This is a genomic window from Metaclostridioides mangenotii (assembly GCF_018917235.1).
Taxonomy (GTDB): domain Bacteria; phylum Bacillota; class Clostridia; order Peptostreptococcales; family Peptostreptococcaceae; genus Metaclostridioides.
On record NZ_JAHLOF010000012.1, the window covers coordinates 22,246 to 42,011 of the forward strand.

The window sequence follows — 19,766 nt, forward strand, 5'->3', positions numbered from 1 at the left end:
ACCTCTATTTTTTATCTATTTATAATAAATTAAAATATTTCCTAGGAAATATCAGAGTAATATTGCTCATTATATACTATAATATAGGATTTTTTGATGGTTTTCCAGCTTTTCTTGGGTATTTAGATGGTGTATTTTTCTTTTTTTCAAAAACTAATATATTATGACTTAAATCAATTTCTGGTAAAATTATGTCTATTTTTTCTACAAATTCTACCCCTAACACCCTCATAGCATTTTTTGATTCTTCTAATTCTAGGTCCGCATTTGGACCTTTTAAACATATAAAATATCCTCCAACCTTTATGAATGGTACACAAAGCTCTAATAAAACAGGTAGTCCTGCAACTGCCCTTGCTGTTGCAACATCGTATTGTTCTCTGTAATCGACATTTTTACCAAAGTCTTCTGCTCTTCCATGTATATACTTTATATATTTCAGTTCTAGCTCTTCCCCAACTGTTTGAAGAAAGTTTATTCTTTTATTTAGAGAGTCAAGCAACGTCAACTCAATATCATTTAAACAGATCTTTAAAGGTAAACCAGGAAATCCAGCACCAGTTCCAACATCAATAATAGATATACCATCTTTTATATACCCATTTTTTACAGCAGAAATAGAATCCAAGAAGTGTTTTATATACACTTCTTTTTCTTCTTCTATCCCAGTTAAATTCATTTTTTGATTCCACTCAACTAGTATTTCTCTATAGTTGCTAAACTTATCTAACATGCTATCATCAGTATTTATTCCAAACTCTTTAAGACCAGATTTCAATAAATCTCTATTGTTCATTATTTCCTCCTTTAGACTTTTTCATCTGCTCTAAATATATTAGAAGTACAGATATATCTGCAGGAGAAACTCCTGATATACGAGATGCTTGTCCTATTGATATAGGTTTTATCTCATCTAGTTTTTGTCTAGCTTCTATTTTTAATCCATCAATAGAAGAATAGTCTAAGTCTTCATTTAATTTTTTATTTTCTAGTTTTTTAAATTGATCTATCTGTTTAAGTTGCTTATCAATATATCCTTCGTATTTAGTCATTACTTCACATTGATTTTTTACTTCATTGGAAACATCGTAACTTGGACCTTTACCTATTCTTTCAATAAGCTCATAATTTACTTCTGGTCTTTTTAAGAACTCATACAAAGATATTCCAACTTTAATAGGAGAAGCGTTTAATTTTTCCAATTGATCGTTTACTTCTTTTGGAGTAACTCTATCTGTCTTTAATCTATCAAATTCTTGTTTTACTTGTTCTTTTTTATTTAAAAATCTTTGATATCTCTCATCAGTCACTAGTCCAGCTTCATATCCTTTTTCTGTTAGTCTCATATCAGCATTGTCTTGTCTTAAGTACAACCTATACTCAGCTCTAGACGTCATAATTCTATAAGGCTCATTTGTTCCTTTAGTAACTAGATCATCTAATAAAACCCCTATATAGGCTTCTGATCTATCAAGAATAAAAGGTTCTTTACCTTCTATTTTTCTAACTGCATTAATACCGGCCATTAACCCTTGTGATGCAGCTTCTTCGTAACCTGATGTACCGTTAAATTGTCCGGCACTAAACAGATTTTCTACACCTTTTATCTCTAGATTAATTTTAAGTTGAGTAGGATCTACACAGTCATATTCTATAGCATATGCAGGCCTCATTATCTTGCAATTTTCGAAGCCTTTTATAGTTCTATACATCTCTACTTGTACTTCGTAAGGTAAACTTGTCGATATTCCTTGAACATACATCTCCTTAGTATTTATACCTTCTGGTTCTATAAATAACTGGTGGGATGATTTATCATTAAATCTAACTACTTTATCCTCTATCGAAGGGCAATATCTAGCTCCTGTACTATCAATTTCGCCACTATACATAGCTGATCTATTTAAATTGTTCATTATTACTTCTTTAGTATCTTCTGTAGTTCTAGTTAAAAAACATGGCTCTTGCTTAATTTCTAAGTTATCATTCATAAAAGAAAAAGGAGTTATCTTTTCGTCTCCTTCTTGCATTTGCATAACAGAGAAATCTATGCTGTCTCTGTGTACCCTTGCTGGAGTTCCAGTTTTAAATCTTCTCATTCTAAGACCAAGCTTATCCAGACTTTCAGTTAAACTCTTAGCATAACCTAAAGCATGTGGTCCTTCATTATATGAAACTTCTCCAATGTGTATCATTGAATTTAAATAAACACCTGTCGCAAGTATTACTGCTTTTGCATAATATTCGCAACCTAGTTTTGTAACCACACCTTTTACGATATTGCCTTCAGATATAATATCTATAACTTCATCCATAACTAAATCTATATTAGGCTCATTTTCAAGTGTCTTTTTCATTTCCTCGTGATACTTAAACTTATCTGCCTGTGTTCTAAGTGAATGAACAGCTGGACCTTTAGCTGTATTTAACATTCTGCTTTGTATAAAAGTCTTATCTATATTTACACCCATTTCTCCACCGAGTGCATCTATCTCTTTTACTAACTGACCCTTACCCGTTCCTCCTATTGATGGATTACAGGCAAGTAATGCAATCGAGTCTAAAGACATTGTTACCAATAAAGTTTTGTAACCCATTCTTGCTGTAGCTAGTGCTGCTTCACAGCCAGCATGTCCAGCTCCAACTACTACAAAGTCGTATTCTCCTGCTCTATATCTTTTCATTTATGGCTCCTTTCATTATACTAGTTCCATGAAAAACAAATTTATTTCCCAATGCAGAAATTATTGAATATATTATCTAGTAAATCTTCTGTGACCGTATCTCCATTTATATAGCCAAGGTAATCCCATATATTTTTAAGATCTACCTCTATAAAATCAAGTGGCATCTTTTGATAAATTGCATCTAGCGCATCCATAACAGATTTATGAGCTTTGGCCAAAGCGTCTCTATGTCTAGTGTTACTTATGACAATCTCTGAAGAATTTTTGACATCTCCTTTATACACTAAATTTTCTATTTTATTTTCTAATTTTTCTATGCCTTCTTGTTTTAATGCACTTATCTCTATTATACTATTATTTTCTACATAATTACTTATTTTTTCTTCTTCAATTTGTTTTTTAAGATCTGTTTTGTTTAATAAAACAATTGTCTTGTTCTTATCAATGCTTTCAAGGATTTCTAAATCTTCATCAGTAAGTTTTTCAGAATAATCTAAAACCATAATAACTAGATCTGCGTTTATAAGAGATTCTCTAGATTTTTCTACACCAATTTTTTCAACTACATCTTCAGTTTCTCTAATTCCAGCAGTATCAACTATTTTTATTGGAATCCCTCTTATATTTACAAACTCCTCTATAACATCTCTTGTTGTTCCTGGTATATCTGTTACAATTGCTCTTTTTTCTCCTAAAATTAAGTTTAATAAAGAAGATTTTCCGACATTTGGTTTACCTACTATTACAGTTTTAAGTCCTTCTCTAAATATCTTTCCACTTTCTGAAGAATCATAAAGCTTTTTAATTTCTTTTTCTAGTTCTTCTGTCTTTTCTTTAAGAGTATTGTAAGTAATAAACTCAATATCTTCCTCTGGGTAATCTATTGCCACTGTAACATGAGCTAATAATTCAGTCACCTTATCTCTTAAACTTCTTATTTTAATCGATAGAGTACCTTCCAATTGCTCCTGAGCTACCTCATGAGATTTACTCGTCTTGGCATTTATTACGTCTATTACTGCTTCAGCTTGAGATAAATCTATTCTTCCGTTTAAAAAGGCTCTTTTAGTAAATTCTCCCGGCTCTGCAAGTCTTACATCTTTAGACAGTATAAGCTCTAAAATTTTCTTTACTGATATAAAGCCACCATGGCAATTTATCTCAATAACATCCTCTGCTGTATATGATTTAGGACCTTTCATATATGCTAAAAGGACTTCATCTATAATCTTTCCATCGTCTACAATATTTCCGTAAATCAAAGATCTATTATTATACTCGCTAATTTCCTTTCCTGAAACAGATTTGAAAATACTCTCTGCAATTACTAGGGATTTTTCTCCACTAATTCTTAGTATTCCTATACCACCTTCACCTGGTGCCGTTGCTATCGCAACTATTGTATCATCTATATACAAGGATATCACCTCTCATTTATTCAACTTGTTATTTCTTATTATAACCCTAAATATTATATATAATAAATTTAAAAAATAAAACCCCCTATCACATAGGAGGCTACCTTAAACTATTGCTCTTTACACTCTATAACTAATCTTCTATATGGATCTGTTCCCTCGCTATAAGTTATAACATACTTATCATTTTGCAAAGCTGAGTGTATTATTCTTCTCTCATAAGGATTCATATAATCCAATTTCTTTGTTTTTTTAGTTTTAGCTACTTCTCTAGCAACTTTATTAGCATATCTTACTAGAGACTCTTTTCTCTTCTTTCTATAGTTGCCAATGTCTATAAGAACTCTCATCTTAGAGTCTTTATTTATCTTATTTAAAGCTAGTCCAGTTAAAAGCTGGATAGAATCCAACGTTTCTCCTCTTCTACCTATTAAGCTAGAAGCTTCTTTCCCAACAATATCAATCTTTATAAGATTACCTTCCTGAACTACTTTAACTTCTGCGTCGATATTAGAATTTTTTAAAATTCCTTCAACAAAATTCTTTGAAATTTCAATTTCAGATTTCTTTTCAACTCCCGATACAGCTACTTCTCCCTCTGTATCAGCAACTGATTTTACTTTTGCTTGTTCAGATTTTTCTACTAAAGTAATCTTAAAAACTCCATCTTTAGCTCCAATTAAACCTAAGAAGCCTTTACTTGGATTTTCAATAACTTCTACTTCTATATCTTCTCTTTTCGCATTAAATTTTGTTAAAGCTTTAGATATAGCATCTTCTTTACTTTTGCTTTTTATTTCTAGGCTTTGTATCATTGATTGTATCCTCCTTAGCATTAGCAAGTCTTCTTTTTAATGGACCAACTATCAACAAGTGTTGTGCTGCTGAGAATAAGTTACTTACTGTCCAATAAAGTGTAAGTCCTGCTGGAAAAATAAATCCCCAATAAAATGAGAACCCAGTCATTACATAAGTCATGTATTTCATAGAACCTTCTAATTGATCAGTAGGAGTTGTGATTTTTTGCATTATATATGCACTAACCCCAGAAAAAATAGCCATTATATAGTCCGGCTTTGTTAAAGTTTTTATCCATAAAATCCCTGTATCAGCTAATTTAAAAGCTGCTTGCGTATCAAAAACACCGTACTTAACTGGATCTTTTAGTACCCAAAACAGCCCTATGATTATAGGCATTTGCACCAAAAGAGGTAAACATCCTGCAAGTGGGTTTATTTTAGATTCAGAGTATAGCTTTTGAATTTCTTGATTTTGTTTTTCTGGTTTATTCTTATACTTTTCTTGTATTTCCTTAATGCGAGGCTGTATTTCTTGCATAGCCTGCGTTGATTTTGTTTGTTTAACTGTTAGTGGTAATAGAATTAACTTTATAATTACAGTAAATATAATTATAGATAATCCGTAATGCTGAACAAATTCAAATATTACTCTTAAAATTTGCCCTAATAATTCTCCTATAAAATTCAAAATTAAACCTCCCAAATTATAATGCCTATTTTACTTCACAGGATCGTATCCTCCTGGATGAAATGGATGACATTTTAAGATTCTCCTTATTGACAAATACATACCTTTTAATAACCCATACTTCTTAAATGCATCTATCGAATATTGTGAACACGTTGGATAAAATCTACAAGTTGGACCTTTAAGCGGAGAAATATATTTTTGATAAAACCTTACTATATATATACAGAATTTCGCTAAGTAAGCGCCAATCCCCTTTAAAAAGTAAACTAATTTATTCAAAATATTACCTCCTTTTATATACCTATAAATAAAGTATATTAATTAGATACTCCTGATTTTTTTACCAAGTACTTCACAGATTTATCTATATCTTCAAAACTAGCATTTGAGCTAGAAACTCTAGCTATAAATACTATATCATATCCTGGCTTTATTTTATCGTCAATATTTATTCTGTAAGCTTCTTTTATTAATCTTCTAACCTTATTTCTTGTAACGGCATTTCCAACTTTTTTAGACACAGATATTCCAATTCTACTTTCTTCTGTTCTTTTTTCAAGTATATATATTACTAAATATTTATTTGCAAAAGATTTACCGTGTTTATATACCTTTCTAAAATCAGAATCCTTCTTTATACCGTTTGTAAAATTAAAATACATAATTTACCTCCATAAACACAAATAAATCTCGTAAAATTACACAAAAAGGCCACTATAATAAGCGGCCTCCTGTAACTAATGAGTTAATCTATTTCTACCTCTAGTTCTTCTTCTCTTTAACACATTTCTTCCGTTAGATGTTTTCATTCTTTTTCTGAAACCATGCTCTTTCTTTCTTTGTCTCTTTTTAGGTTGATAAGTTCTCTTCATTATATAGCACCGCCTTTCTCATTCTGTTTTCCGTTTATTAAAAAAATAACTTTACCGTCAGAGTAAATATAACACATACAATTATAAATACTTTTTAACTACTTGTCAACGAGTTTTTATAGCAGTTTGGAAGATTTACAAAAAAACATCTAAATAGAATTGAATAGAGGAATATCTACTTTAATGTATATATATATTGAAGAAAATATAATAGTTGATAAATTTATCAACAGGCTGTGAATATTCTGGATAAATTCTTGAAGTTTGATATATATTTTGATATTATTAATATACTTGTTGATAAGTTGATAACTTTACTAACTTATCCAGAGTTATGCACAATTTGTGGATAAACTTGTTAATAACTTTTATTATTATCATTTATATCATAGTTATACTAACATTTATAACGTTAATAATTTTATCTACAAACTGTTTATAATTATTTAAAATTTTACAATAATATTTATTTATCAACATAGCTATCCATATATTTTTAATTAATTGTCGTTATATAAAAATATTCTTTGTTTTTGTTAATATATTGTGGAAAAAACTAAATCGGTACGGAGGTTTATATTATGGAGGTAGTTTCTTTATGGGATAAAACTTTGCAATTAATAAAAGGTGATATTGGCACAACAAGCTATATATCACTATTTAAAAGCATTGTTCCGCTAAAAATACAAATGAATGATCTATATCTTCTTGTTCCAAATGAATTTAATAAAGGTATGCTAGAAGATAGGTACCTTAGTATATTACAGGACACTCTAAAACAAGTATCTCTAAAAGAATACAACATTAAGTTTGTACTTAGCGAAAAAGAAATAGAAGATATAAATTCAGAAGAAAACTACACTGAATTTAAAAGAATCTATACGAACTTAAATCCCAAGTATACTTTTGATACATTTGTAATTGGTAACAGTAATAGATTTGCTCATGCAGCATGTGTAGCCGTTGCAGAATCTCCAGCTAAAGCCTATAACCCGCTTTTTTTGTACGGTGGAGTTGGATTAGGTAAAACTCACTTAATGCAAGCAATAGGTCATCATATAGCTGGGCAGAAAAAAGACTCAAAAGTAGTATACGTATCATCAGAAAAGTTCACAAATGAACTTATTAACTCTATAAAAGATGATAAAAATGAAAATTTTAGAAATAAGTACAGAAATGTAGATGTTCTATTGATAGACGATATCCAGTTTATAGCTGGTAAAGAGAGAACTCAGGAAGAGTTTTTCCATACATTTAATACTCTACATGAGGCAAATAAACAGATAATAATTTCAAGTGATAGACCTCCAAAAGATATCCCTACTTTAGAAGATAGACTGAGATCTAGATTTGAAATGGGGCTTATAACTGATATACAAGCTCCAGATTATGAAACTCGTATAGCTATACTTAGAAAAAAAGCCCAAATGGAAAGAATTGAAGTTCCTAATGAAGTAATGTCTTATATTGCACAAAATATAAAATCAAATATAAGAGAGCTTGAAGGAGCTCTTACTAGAGTAGTAGCCTACTCATCTCTTAGCAATAGGCTTATTACTCAGGATCTAGCCACTGAAGCACTTAAAGATATTATATCTAATTCCCATAGTGAAGAAGTAAATATACCAAGAATTAAAGAAAAAGTATCTTCTATTTTCAATATAAAGATGGAAGATTTTAATTCTAAAAAGAGAACTAGATCTATTGCATATCCAAGACAGATAGCAATGTATCTATCTAGAGAACTTACAGACCTTTCTCTACCAAAAATTGGAGAGGAATTTGGAGGTAGAGATCATACAACCGTAATACACGCATATGACAAAGTGTCTAAAGATATAGAGGCAGATGAAGACATCAAGTATAAAATAAACAAAATAATATCGGATTTAAAGGGGTAGGGTTATACACATCGGATTGTTTACAACCTCTTGATAAGTTGTGTATAATTTTTTAACGCAAAATTATACACAAAATACTAACTTTTAAATAACAAAGATATTAACATGTAGTACACAGGTTAATATCTTTACGTTTATTATGATCGATACACTTATACACATAATCAACAAGGCCTACTACTATTACTACTATCTTATTACTTTAATTCTTTATATTTATAGAAAAAGGAGGTTATCCACAATGAAGATAATCATAAATCAAAAAACTTTAGCTAATAAAATCGGAATTGCTCAAAAAGCTATTAATAGTAAGACCACTATAGAACTACTAAAAGGCATATTATTAATTGCAAAGAATGATCAATTGAAAATAACTGGTTATGATGCAGAGATCGGAATAGAAACTTATACACAGGCAGAAGTACAAGAAGAAGGTGAGATTGTAGTTGATGCAAGATTATTTGGGGATATTATAAGAAAATTACCTGATTCACTTGTAGAACTAGAAACAGACAATGAAAATAACATATATATAAATTGTGTAAATTCTAAATTTAAAATAAAAGGGTATCCAGCTAAAGAATTCCCAAAGCTTCCTGATGTAGAAGACGGAGCTTTATGTGACATACCACAGGAACTTCTTAAAAACATGATCAAACAAACAGTTTTTGCTATATCTCAAGATCAAACGAAGCCTATATTAATGGGTGAATTACTAGAAATTCAAGATGGAAATATCAGTTTAGTTGCTATAGATGGTTATAGACTAGCTGTTAGAACTTCAAATTTTGAAAATACTATGCAAAATGCAAAAGTTATTATACCTGGTAAGACATTGATTGATGTGAATAGTTTACTTACTAGTGAAGAGAGCATAGGACTTGGTTTTAATGAAAAAAATGCAGTATTTATGATAAAAGAGACAAAAATTATAACTAGGCTTTTAGAAGGAGATTTTATAGATTACAAAAAACTTCTTCCTAAGGAATACAATACTAAAATAAAATTAAATACGAGAGATCTTCTAGATAGTATAGAAAGAGCATCACTTTTATCTCAAACGGAAAAAAATAATCTTATAAAGTTATCAATAAGAGATGAAATAATGGCAATCACTTCAAATACTGAAAAAGGTAATGTATACGAAGAAGTTTCACTTGAACTAGACGGTGATTATTTAGATATAGCCTTCAACTCTAGATATTTTATAGAGGGTCTTAAGAACATAGAAAGTGAAGAAATTTATATAGAACTTACAACAAATGTAAATCCTTGTATAATCAAACCATCTGATGGAACTGACTATACATATTTATTATTACCAGTTAGGGTATCATAAAAAAAATAAAATATATATTGACAACAATGATTTAGCAAACTATAATTGAATACAATATAAAAAAAAGCAATGACTAGGAAGAGTAAATCTAATTCGATTTTTAGAGAGAAAGGTTCATCGGCTGAAAGACCTTTTAAATTAGAGGGATTGAAAACTACCTACGAGCTACTTTCTGAAGTTATCCTTTGATTTTAGTAAGAAAAGTCGTTAACTACGTTATAGTTGATTAAGTGAATCTTCGAGACAATCGAGATTAAATTAGGTGGAACCACGGGAAATACACTCTCGTCCTTATTTTTATAAGGATGGGAGTTTTTTTATTTTAAAATCTTAGTAATAAATCTATTTTTATATAAAACTATTATTGGAGAGGAGAGTTAAAAATGCATATAAATAATTTAAAAATCGAATATATATTTTTCAAATATGTATTTTTAATGTTTGAATTCAGTAATAAGGTGAGAGCACTGACCAGCTACTCCATTAATTTATAAAAAATACAAAAAATTATGGAGGTAGTTATGAATAAAAAAATAAGAATAGGATTACTTGGATATGGTGTCGTAGGAAGTGGATTTATAGATGTAGTCGAAAAAAATAAATGTAAAAATGATATAGAGATTTCAAAAATACTAGTAAATAATATTGAAAAGCATAGGAATAAGGAATATTACGATGTAGTTACAGAGAGTATAGACGAAGTATTTGACAGTAATATAGATATACTTGTAGAAGTAATGGGAAATATAGCTCCAACGTTTGAATATATAAAAAGAGCATTAAATAACAATATACATGTTGTTACAGCTAATAAAGATTTGATGGCAGAAAAAGGTTATGAATTGACAAGCTTAGCAATAAAAAACAATGTAAGTTTAAAATTTGAAGCCTCTGTTGCAGGAGGAATACCTATAATAAAATCAATAATTGAATCTTTAGGTGGTAACAGGATCAATAGTATCAATGCTATTTTAAACGGAACAACAAATTTCATTCTTTCTAAAATGTATGAAGAAAATTTATCTTACGAGGTCGCTTTAAAACAGGCTCAAGAATTAGGTTTTGCAGAATCAAATCCCGATTCAGATGTTCTAGGATACGATGCAGCTAGAAAACTGGCAATTTTATCGACTTTAGCTTATGACAAACAAATTTACTGGAAAGATACTTATTTAGAAGGTATAACGTCAATTGATGAAAAAGATATAGAATATGCAAAGCAAATAGGCTGCAAGATAAAATTAATTGGTTATAGTAAATACGAAAACGATAAAGTAAGTGCTTTTGTAAGGCCGGTTTTGGTAGAAAAGGATAATATATTAGCTAGAATTGATAATGAATTCAACATAGTTGTTGTCAATGGAGATTCTGTAGGAGAAGTATCTTTTGTCGGAAAAGGTGCAGGTAGTTTAGCGACAGGAAGTGCAGTATATTCTGATGTTGTAGACATTATTGACAATAGGATCTCAAATATAGAATCATTTGGAAAAGAAAAGATAATTATAAAACAAACTATTAAAGAAAGATGTGGCGCTCTTTTGAGATTTATAAACTACAATAAAACAGAAATAATCAATATTATTAATAGTTGCTTTATTAACTATGAAATTTTAAACAATGACGATAAAGAGTTGGTAATTTTAGTAAATGCGAACTCAGAATATGAGATAAACAATAGTCTATGCTTAATACAAGATAAAGGATATTGCGAAAAATATAATAAATTATTAAAAATAGTTTAAAAATAGAAACTAATGTAAAAAATACAAAATGTATAGTATAATAATAAAATCGGTAAAAGCTCAACTTAATGAAATATAGGCTTTTATCGATTTTTTATGATATAATATAAAATTAGATGAATAATTTTTCATATTGAATTAATAAAAATAGGAGGACTTCTTATGATTGATATACCAATAGATTCAGAATTTATAAAATTAGATCAATTTCTTAAGCTTGCAGAAATAACATCGACTGGAGGACATTCTAAAATTTTAATTCAAGAAGGTTTAGTGAAGGTCAATGGTGAAATAGAACTAAGAAGAGGGCGTAAATTAAAGCCTGGAGATGTAGTTGAAGTTGAAGACGAAAAATTAAGAGTATTATAGGATGAGTTTAAGTGAACCTTATAAATTTACAACTTGTTAACTTTAGAAATTATGAGAAGTTGTACGTCGAATTTAATAAAAATATAAATCTACTCATTGGAAAAAATGGTCAGGGCAAAACAAATATAGTAGAATCGATTTATATGTTGTCTATTGGAAAGTCATTTAGAACAAGCAAGGATAAAGAATTAATTAAATTTAATAGTGAAAATTTATATATTGGCGGAAATTTTGAGAAAATTAGCGGCATGAGAAAGATTGAACTTTTTATAGATAAAAATAAGAAAGGCATTAAGATCAATAAAATACCAATACAAAAGATTCAAGAATTACTTGGTAATCTAAATGTTGTTATATTTTCGCCTGAAGATCTTAAACTAGTAAAAGATGGGCCAAAAGAGAGAAGATCGTTTATTGATAAAGAAATAAGCCAGATAATGCCTAAGTATTACAATTATCTTTCAAATTATAATAAAACACTTTTACAAAGAAATAAGCTTTTAAAAAGTCGCTATGTAGACGAAAATTTATTGGATGTTTACGATGCAAACCTAGCTAAGTACGGTAGTTATATTTATATTTTGAGGAGAGATTTCATAAAAAAATTATCTAACATATCTAAATCATTTCATAGAGATTTAACAAATGATAAAGAAATACTATCCATCGAGTATAAAAATCAAATTAGCTTAGCAGAAGATGACAATACAGAGAATGTGTACAATAAAATAATTGAAAAGCTTGCCTCAAATAGATCAAATGATATCGAAATGAGGACAACCAAATATGGAATCCATAGAGATGATTTAAATATTTATATAGATGATCTTGATGTAAGATTATATGGATCCCAAGGTCAGCAAAGAACTGCGTCTATATCACTTAAATTATCTGAAATAGAACTTATAAGGCAAGAAGTCGGTGAATATCCAGTTCTAATTTTAGATGATGTATTCAGTGAATTAGATGAGGTTAGGCAAAGATTGTTGGTTGAAAAACTAAATAATATTCAGATGTTTATTACAACAGCTGAAGTTTCACATAAAAACATTTTTGACAAAAATAATACTACTATTTTTAATATAGATAAAGGTCAAGTTGTTAGCATAGAGAATGGAGGTAACTAGATGGAACAAGAATATGGTGCAAGTCAGATTCAGGTCCTTGAAGGATTAGAAGCTGTAAGAAAAAGACCAGGAATGTACATTGGTTCTACAGGGCCAAGAGGATTACATCACTTAGTATATGAGGTTGTAGATAATAGTATAGATGAGGCGTTACAAGGGTATTGTACAGAAATATACGTTTCGATCAATGAAGATGGTAGCGTTAGCGTAATTGATAATGGAAGAGGTATACCGGTTGAGCTACATCCTAAAACTGGAAAGTCTACATTAGAGACAGTTTTAACAAATCTACACGCTGGAGGTAAATTTGGTGGTGGAGGATACAAAGTATCTGGTGGCCTACACGGTGTAGGGGTTTCTGTTGTTAATGCGCTTTCAGAATGGATGATTGCGGAAGTTAGAAGAGATGGAAAAGTCTATAAACAAACATACAAAAAAGGTATTGCTCAAGGTCCACTAGAGGTAGCTGGAGAATCTGATCATACAGGTGCAACAATACAGTTTATGCCTGATGCTACAATATTTGATGAAATAGATTTTAAATATGAAACTCTAGAGTATAGACTTAGAGAGTTATCATTCCTTAACAAAGGAGTAAAAATAATCTTTGAAGATAAGAGAGCCGAGCATGAGAATATAAAAGAATTCCACTATACAGGAGGGCTTATTGAGTATGTAAAATACTTAAATAAATCTAGAACAGGAATTCACGAAGATGTAATTTATGTAGAGAAAAAAGTCAATGACAGTTTTATAGAGTTAGCAATGCAATATACTGATGGTTACACAGAGAACATTTACTCTTTTGCTAACAATATAAATACACATGAAGGTGGATCACACTTAAGTGGATTTAAATCTGCGCTGACAAAGACAATAAATGATTATGCAAAGAGAAATAAATACTTAAAAGATGGAGAAGCAAGTTTATCTGGAGAAGATGTAAGAGAAGGTCTTACAGTAGTACTTTCTGTAAAACTTACTGATCCTCAATTTGAAGGACAAACTAAGACTAAACTAGGAAATACATTTATGAGAGGTTTAGTTGATAGTGTTACAATGGAAGAATTAGGATCCTTCTTTGAGGAAAACCCAACTACAGCTAGAATAGTGGTAGATAAAGCACTTAGAGCTCAAAGAGCAAGAGAAGCAGCTAAAAAAGCAAGAGAATTAACTAGAAGGAAAAGTGTTCTTGAAAGTACATCACTTCCAGGTAAGTTAGCTGACTGTGCTGAAAAAGATCCTGCTAAAAGTGAAATATTTATAGTCGAAGGGGATTCAGCCGGTGGTTCTGCTAAGCAAGGAAGAGACAGACACACTCAAGCAATACTTCCACTTAGAGGTAAGATATTAAACGTTGAAAAATCTAGATTAGATAGAATTCTTTCTTCTGATGAAATAAAGAATATGATTACAGCATTTGGTTGTGGTATTGCTGATGATTTTGATTTAGAAAAAGCTAGATACCACAAAATAGTAATAATGACCGATGCCGATGTTGATGGAGCTCATATAAGAACCTTGCTTCTGACATTCTTATTTAGATACATGAGACCTCTTATAGAACACGGTTATGTTTATGCTGCGCAACCACCACTATACAAAGTAAAAAAACAAAAACAAGAACACTATGTGTATTCAGATGAAGAGTTAAATGAATTACTTGAAGAGATTGGTAGAAATAGTATAGATATACAAAGATATAAAGGTCTTGGAGAGATGAACGCTGAGCAGTTATGGGATACTACAATGGATCCAGAAAAGAGAACACTACTTCAAGTTGATATTGAAGATGCTGTAATAGCTGATGAAGTATTCTCTATGCTTATGGGTGATAAGGTAGGCCCTAGAAAAGAATTTATCGAAAAGAATGCTAAATATGTAAGAAACTTAGACATATAGGAAGAAGGAGATGAGTTTACATGGAAAATACAAATAGAGTACTCCCAATTGAGATTGCGGAGGAAATGAAAAAATCATATATTGATTATTCAATGAGTGTTATAGCTGGTCGTGCCCTTCCTGATGTAAGAGATGGATTAAAGCCAGTTCATAGAAGAATCCTTTATTCTATGAGTGAATTAAATTTAACACCAGATAAACCACATAGAAAATCAGCACGTATCGTCGGAGACGTACTAGGAAAGTACCATCCACACGGGGATAGTGCTGTTTACCTTGCGATGGTTAGAATGGCACAAGATTTCTCTACAAGAGCGTTATTAGTCGATGGACATGGTAACTTCGGATCCGTGGATGGTGATTCTCCAGCTGCAATGCGTTACACTGAGGCTAGAATGAGTAGGCTTTCATTAGAGCTTCTTAGAGACATAGATAAAGAGACGGTAGATTTTGTAAACAACTTTGATGAATCTCTAAAAGAACCAGCAGTACTCCCTGCTAGATATCCAAACTTATTAGTTAATGGATCTAATGGTATAGCAGTTGGTATGGCTACATCAATTCCTCCGCATAATTTAGGAGAAGTAATTGATGCTACTGTTCATTTAATAGATAACCCAGAATGTGCAGTAGAGGATTTAATACCTTATGTTCAGGGTCCAGACTTCCCTACAGCAGCCATTATAATGGGGAAAGAAAATATATCAGAAGCTTATAGAACTGGTAGAGGTAAAGTAAAAGTAAGAGCTAGAGCTGTTATAGAAGAGAGAGCTAATGATAGGCAACAAATAGTTGTTACTGAAATTCCTTACCAGGTAAATAAAGCTAAACTTGTTGAAAGAATTGCTGAGCTAGTTAAAGAAAAGAAATTAGAAGGTATATCTGATCTTAGAGATGAGAGTAATAGAAATGGTATGAGAATAGTTATAGAGCTTAAGAGAGATGCAAATGCAAATATAGTTCTAAACAATCTATACAAGCACTCTCAAATGGAAGATACTTTTAGTATAATTATGCTTGCACTAGTCAATGGAGAGCCTAAGGTATTAAACTTAAAGCAGATTCTTTATCACTATATACAACATCAAAGAGATGTGGTTACTAGAAGGACTAAGTTTGAACTCAATAAAGCTGAGGCGAGAGCACATATATTAGAGGGATTGATCATAGCTTTAGATAACATAGATGAGGTAATAAAATTAATAAGATCTTCTAAAACTGGTCAAGAAGCTAAAGCAGGCTTAATGGAGAGATTTAAACTTTCAGAAATTCAGGCCCAAGCTATATTAGATATGAGACTTCAAAGACTTACTGGTTTAGAGAGAGATAAAATAGACGCTGAATACGAAGAGTTACTAAAAACTATAAATAGATTAAAAGAGATTCTTGCTAATGAGATACTTCTTTTACAAATAATCAAAGATGAAATGACTGAAATAAAAAATAAATACAGCGATGAGAGAAGAACTGAAATAGTTCATGCTGAAGGCGAAATAGACATGAGAGATCTAATAGACGATGAAGAAATAGCTATAACTCTTACACATTTCGGATATATTAAGAGACTTCCTGCTGATACTTATAGAAGCCAAAAAAGAGGCGGAAGAGGAATTTCTGCGATAACTACAAGAGATGAAGATTTCGTAAAACAGCTTGTGACGACTACAACTCACAGTAGGCTTTTATTCTTTACTAATAGAGGTAGGGTATTTAAGCTTGATGCTTATGAAATACCAGAAGGTAAGAGACAAGCTAAAGGAACAGCAATAGTTAATTTACTACAACTAGGACCTGGAGAAAAAATAGCTACACTTATACCAATTGAAGGTGATGATGAGAGTAAATACTTATTATTCACTACTAAAAATGGTATAGTTAAAAAGACTAAGAGAGATGAATTTAAAAATATAAATAAATCAGGTCTCATAGCTATAGGTCTAAGAGATAGCGATGAGCTAATTGGTGTTAAAATTACAGATGGAAACCAAGATGTACTACTAGTTACTGAAAACGCCATGTCTATTAGATTTAATGAAAATGATATAAGACATATGGGTAGAACAGCTATGGGAGTTAAAGGTATTACTTTATCTAAAAATGATATTGTTGTCTCTATGAACATATGTAGCGAAGGAACAGATGTACTTGTTGTAAGTCAATATGGTTTCGGTAAGAGAACTGATATAGACGAGTATAGATCGCAAATAAGATCTGGTAAAGGTATAAAAACTTACAACATTACAGAAAAAACAGGTACTATAGTTGGAGCTGAAATGGTAAATGAAGATGATGAAATTATGATTATCAACTCTAACGGAGTTCTTATTAGGTTAAAAGTAAATGAAATCTCACTTTTCGGAAGAGTCACAAGTGGAGTTAAATTAATAAGAACAGACGAAGAAGTTAATGTTGTTTCTATCGCAAAAATAAATATTGATGAAGAATAGGATGAATATCCTATTCTTTTTGTTATAATATATTTAAGTAAATTCATTAGGAGGTAGAAATATGAGTAAAAACAATAAAAAAGGCGGAATTTTATTTCTAGGAGCTATATTTGGTTTTTTATTTGGTCTATTTGTTGCACCTAAAAAAGGAGCAGAACTTAGAAAAGATGCAAAAGAAAAAATAAAAGAAGTAAAAGAAAATCCTAAGGATGCTATAAAAGAAACTTATGATGATGTAAAAGAAAGAATAACTAGTTTTGTTGATGATTGTGACGATGATGAAGATATAAAAATATCTGAAGAAGATATAGTGATAAGTAGAACTTTTGATGATGAGGGAGAGAATAATTAATGAGTGCATGGGGATGGCAAATAGGCGCTGTATTAGTTGGAATTTCAGCTCTAATAATAGCTATATATATAGCTAAATTATTAAATAGCTTAAATAAATCTGTCGAAAAAGTGTATAAGATAGTTGATTACAATGAAAGAAATATAGAAGACATAATAAAAAATGTATCTTCTATAAGTGATAATATTGATACAATTACTAGTTATGCAGTTAGATTAACAGGACTTGTAAATATTTTTAAGGTAGTTAAAAAGAAAAAAATAAAATAGGAGGAGTTATATGTCTATAGGAATTGATTCTAGACTTGATTCTACAAATAATTTTTGGGATATATCGCTTGAAGGTGAGTTAGATATATCGAGTGCTGATAAATTAAAAGAAAGATTACATAATTTATTAGAAAAAAACATGTTAGATATGAAAATTAATCTAACAGATTTAGATTATATAGACTCTACGGGTCTTGGCGTTATGATTGGTGTATTGAAAAAACTTAAACTAAACGACAAACAAATATATATATCCAATCCTAAAAGCAATGTAAAAAAGATTTTCACAATAACAGGTCTGGATAAAATATTTAAAATGGAGGGATAGAACTTGACTTGTGATACTATAAAAATGGAAATATCTACAAATCCAGACTACGTAGGTATAATAAGATTGGCTACGTCTGGTGTGGCTAATAAAGTAGGTTTTTCAGTTGATGATATAGAAGATATTAAAGTAGCAGTCTCTGAAGCTTGTACTAATGCAATTAGACACAGCGAAGTTGACAATTTTTTAATTGAGTTTAAGATATTACATAATGGGTTATGCATAGAAATTAAAGATCAAGGTAAGGGGTATGATGTTAATTCTATTGAAGCCATAGATTTAGAAAATCCGAAAGAGGGTGGACTAGGTATTTATATAATCAAGACACTTATGGATAAGGTTGAGATAGAATCTAAAGATAAAGAAGGTACAATTATAAAAATGACTAAGTATTTAGGAGTTGATATTTAATGAAAAATGTAGCTAATGCTACAAACTACTTAAATATGGATACGAAAGAGCTTTTTAAGTTATATAAAGATAGCAGTGATAGAGAAATTAGAAATATATTGGTTGAAAGATACCTATATTTAGCCAAGTTATTGTCTAAAAAGTATGCTAATAAAGGCGTAGATTACGAAGATATATATCAAGTTGCTTCATTGGCTTTGATTTATGCTATTGATAGATATGATATCGATAAAGGTTTTGAATTTTCTAGTTTCGCGACTCCTACAATTGTTGGTGAAATAAAAAAATATTTTAGAGATAAAGTATGGACTCTAAGAGTACCAAGAAGAATTCAAGAATTAAATAAAAAAATAAGTGAAGCAAGAATTAAGCTCGAACAAGAAAATAAAAAATATCCTAAAGTAAAAGATATAGCTGATTATATTGGTTGCACCCAAGAAGAGGTATTAGAAGCTATGGAGGCTTCGTATGGGTATCAGCCCATGTCCCTTGACTCTTCAAGTAAAGATGAATCTGACGATAAAGATATAACTCTTATAGACAGAATAGGGAAAGAGGAAATTGACTTTAGCAATATAGAGTATAATGATTATATTAATAAATTTATGGATACTCTAAATGAACTTGAACTTAGAATATTTAAAGATAGATATTTTAATGAGAAAACTCAATCAAGTATAGCTAAAGAGCTTGAAATATCTCAAATGTCGGTATCAAGGCTAGAGAGAAAAGTGATCGAAAAACTAAAAAAAGACTATAATAAAAATAATTTTTAAAAAAAGTGTTGACATGTTCTTTTGTGCGTAGTATAGTATTACTTGTAGCAAGTGACCACGAGGTCGCGGCACAAAAGGACAATCAACATAATAAAAAAAGATTGTTAAAAGAACATTGAAAATTAAACAGTAGGTTAATTTATAAGAAAACAAGAAACAAACCATATAAAGCCAGATATTTTGATAACAATAGTATCTGAGCCATCAAATTTTTTTTGAGAGTTTGATCCTGGCTCAGGATGAACGCTGGCGGCGTGCCTAACACATGCAAGTCGAGCGAACCCCTTCGGGGGAGAGCGGCGGACGGGTGAGTAACGCGTGGGTAACCTACCCTG

20 protein-coding genes, 1 rRNA gene and 1 other annotated feature are annotated in these 19,766 nt (G+C 30.5%); of the genes, 13 read left to right on the forward strand and 8 right to left on the reverse strand.

Translation table 11 applies throughout. The annotated features are described in order from the left end of the window. Positions 1-76 precede the first annotated feature (76 nt). The 8 genes from rsmG to rpmH all read right to left on the reverse strand — a co-directional run bounded on the left by rsmG (position 77) and on the right by rpmH (position 6,468). Positions 77-796, reverse strand: a complete 720-nt coding sequence (gene rsmG / locus KQI18_RS12995; RefSeq protein WP_216468366.1) for a 16S rRNA (guanine(527)-N(7))-methyltransferase RsmG — start codon at positions 794-796, stop codon at positions 77-79. Next, positions 786-2,684, reverse strand: a complete 1,899-nt coding sequence (mnmG, locus tag KQI18_RS13000) for a tRNA uridine-5-carboxymethylaminomethyl(34) synthesis enzyme MnmG (protein WP_216468367.1) — start codon at positions 2,682-2,684, stop codon at positions 786-788. The genes rsmG and mnmG overlap by 11 nt, the downstream gene beginning before the upstream one ends. A gap of 41 nt (positions 2,685-2,725) precedes the next feature. Beyond that, complete coding sequence (gene mnmE / locus KQI18_RS13005; RefSeq protein ID WP_216468368.1) at positions 2,726-4,105, reverse strand: tRNA uridine-5-carboxymethylaminomethyl(34) synthesis GTPase MnmE; 1,380 nt, start codon at positions 4,103-4,105, stop codon at positions 2,726-2,728. Positions 4,106-4,215: 110 nt separating this feature from the next. Further along, the gene (gene jag, locus KQI18_RS13010) at positions 4,216-4,920 is read right to left on the reverse strand and encodes an RNA-binding cell elongation regulator Jag/EloR (RefSeq protein ID WP_216468369.1); all 705 of its coding nucleotides are present in this window, start codon (positions 4,918-4,920) and stop codon (positions 4,216-4,218) included. Further along, positions 4,886-5,593, reverse strand: a complete 708-nt coding sequence (locus KQI18_RS13015; protein ID WP_216468370.1) for a YidC/Oxa1 family membrane protein insertase — start codon at positions 5,591-5,593, stop codon at positions 4,886-4,888. The genes jag and KQI18_RS13015 overlap by 35 nt, the downstream gene beginning before the upstream one ends. Before the next feature lie 30 nt (positions 5,594-5,623). Continuing rightward, positions 5,624-5,875 (reverse strand): membrane protein insertion efficiency factor YidD, encoded by a 252-nt coding sequence (yidD, locus tag KQI18_RS13020; protein WP_216468371.1) that lies wholly within the window; start codon positions 5,873-5,875, stop codon positions 5,624-5,626. A 38-nt stretch (positions 5,876-5,913) separates the two neighbouring features. Further along, complete coding sequence (rnpA, locus tag KQI18_RS13025) at positions 5,914-6,258, reverse strand: ribonuclease P protein component (protein WP_216468372.1); 345 nt, start codon at positions 6,256-6,258, stop codon at positions 5,914-5,916. A 75-nt stretch (positions 6,259-6,333) separates the two neighbouring features. Next, positions 6,334-6,468, reverse strand: a complete 135-nt coding sequence (gene rpmH, locus KQI18_RS13030; protein WP_029791683.1) for a 50S ribosomal protein L34 — start codon at positions 6,466-6,468, stop codon at positions 6,334-6,336. A gap of 581 nt (positions 6,469-7,049) precedes the next feature. On the opposite strand from rpmH, the gene dnaA reads away from it, so the two are divergent. The 13 genes from dnaA to KQI18_RS13095 form a co-directional block, all read left to right on the forward strand. Continuing rightward, positions 7,050-8,369, forward strand: a complete 1,320-nt coding sequence (dnaA, locus tag KQI18_RS13035) for a chromosomal replication initiator protein DnaA (protein WP_216468373.1) — start codon at positions 7,050-7,052, stop codon at positions 8,367-8,369. A gap of 241 nt (positions 8,370-8,610) precedes the next feature. Beyond that, positions 8,611-9,708, forward strand: coding sequence for a DNA polymerase III subunit beta (dnaN, locus tag KQI18_RS13040; RefSeq protein WP_216468374.1), 1,098 nt, complete (start codon positions 8,611-8,613; stop codon positions 9,706-9,708). A 60-nt stretch (positions 9,709-9,768) separates the two neighbouring features. Further along, positions 9,769-10,004, forward strand: a binding site (T-box leader). A 225-nt stretch (positions 10,005-10,229) separates the two neighbouring features. Further along, positions 10,230-11,450, forward strand: a complete 1,221-nt coding sequence (locus tag KQI18_RS13045) for a homoserine dehydrogenase (RefSeq protein ID WP_216468375.1) — start codon at positions 10,230-10,232, stop codon at positions 11,448-11,450. A 162-nt stretch (positions 11,451-11,612) separates the two neighbouring features. Beyond that, positions 11,613-11,819 carry a S4 domain-containing protein YaaA gene (yaaA, locus tag KQI18_RS13050; protein WP_216468376.1) on the forward strand — a complete coding sequence of 69 codons (207 nt, stop codon included), beginning with the start codon at positions 11,613-11,615 and terminating at the stop codon, positions 11,817-11,819. An 11-nt stretch (positions 11,820-11,830) separates the two neighbouring features. Then, positions 11,831-12,946: a DNA replication/repair protein RecF gene (gene recF, locus KQI18_RS13055; RefSeq protein ID WP_216468377.1), complete on the forward strand. Its 1,116-nt coding sequence runs from the start codon at positions 11,831-11,833 to the stop codon at positions 12,944-12,946. Next, complete coding sequence (gene gyrB / locus KQI18_RS13060; protein ID WP_216468378.1) at positions 12,947-14,848, forward strand: DNA topoisomerase (ATP-hydrolyzing) subunit B; 1,902 nt, start codon at positions 12,947-12,949, stop codon at positions 14,846-14,848. A 20-nt stretch (positions 14,849-14,868) separates the two neighbouring features. Continuing rightward, positions 14,869-17,295: a DNA gyrase subunit A gene (gene gyrA / locus KQI18_RS13065; protein ID WP_216468379.1), complete on the forward strand. Its 2,427-nt coding sequence runs from the start codon at positions 14,869-14,871 to the stop codon at positions 17,293-17,295. A 61-nt stretch (positions 17,296-17,356) separates the two neighbouring features. Next, positions 17,357-17,647, forward strand: coding sequence for a YtxH domain-containing protein (locus tag KQI18_RS13070; protein WP_216468380.1), 291 nt, complete (start codon positions 17,357-17,359; stop codon positions 17,645-17,647). After that, entirely contained in the window at positions 17,647-17,916 is a 270-nt protein-coding gene (locus KQI18_RS13075; RefSeq protein WP_216468381.1) for a DUF948 domain-containing protein, read from the forward strand. Before KQI18_RS13070 ends, KQI18_RS13075 begins: the two co-directional genes overlap by 1 nt. Before the next feature lie 10 nt (positions 17,917-17,926). Further along, complete coding sequence (locus KQI18_RS13080) at positions 17,927-18,244, forward strand: STAS domain-containing protein (RefSeq protein ID WP_216468382.1); 318 nt, start codon at positions 17,927-17,929, stop codon at positions 18,242-18,244. Positions 18,245-18,247: 3 nt separating this feature from the next. Next, entirely contained in the window at positions 18,248-18,655 is a 408-nt protein-coding gene (locus KQI18_RS13085) for an ATP-binding protein (RefSeq protein ID WP_236887774.1), read from the forward strand. Then, a complete protein-coding gene (locus KQI18_RS13090; RefSeq protein WP_216468383.1) occupies positions 18,655-19,431 on the forward strand; it encodes a SigB/SigF/SigG family RNA polymerase sigma factor in 777 nt (258 codons plus the stop codon). The genes KQI18_RS13085 and KQI18_RS13090 overlap by 1 nt, the downstream gene beginning before the upstream one ends. A 211-nt stretch (positions 19,432-19,642) precedes the next feature. Then, positions 19,643-19,766 (forward strand): 16S ribosomal RNA (locus KQI18_RS13095); the annotation flags it as partial.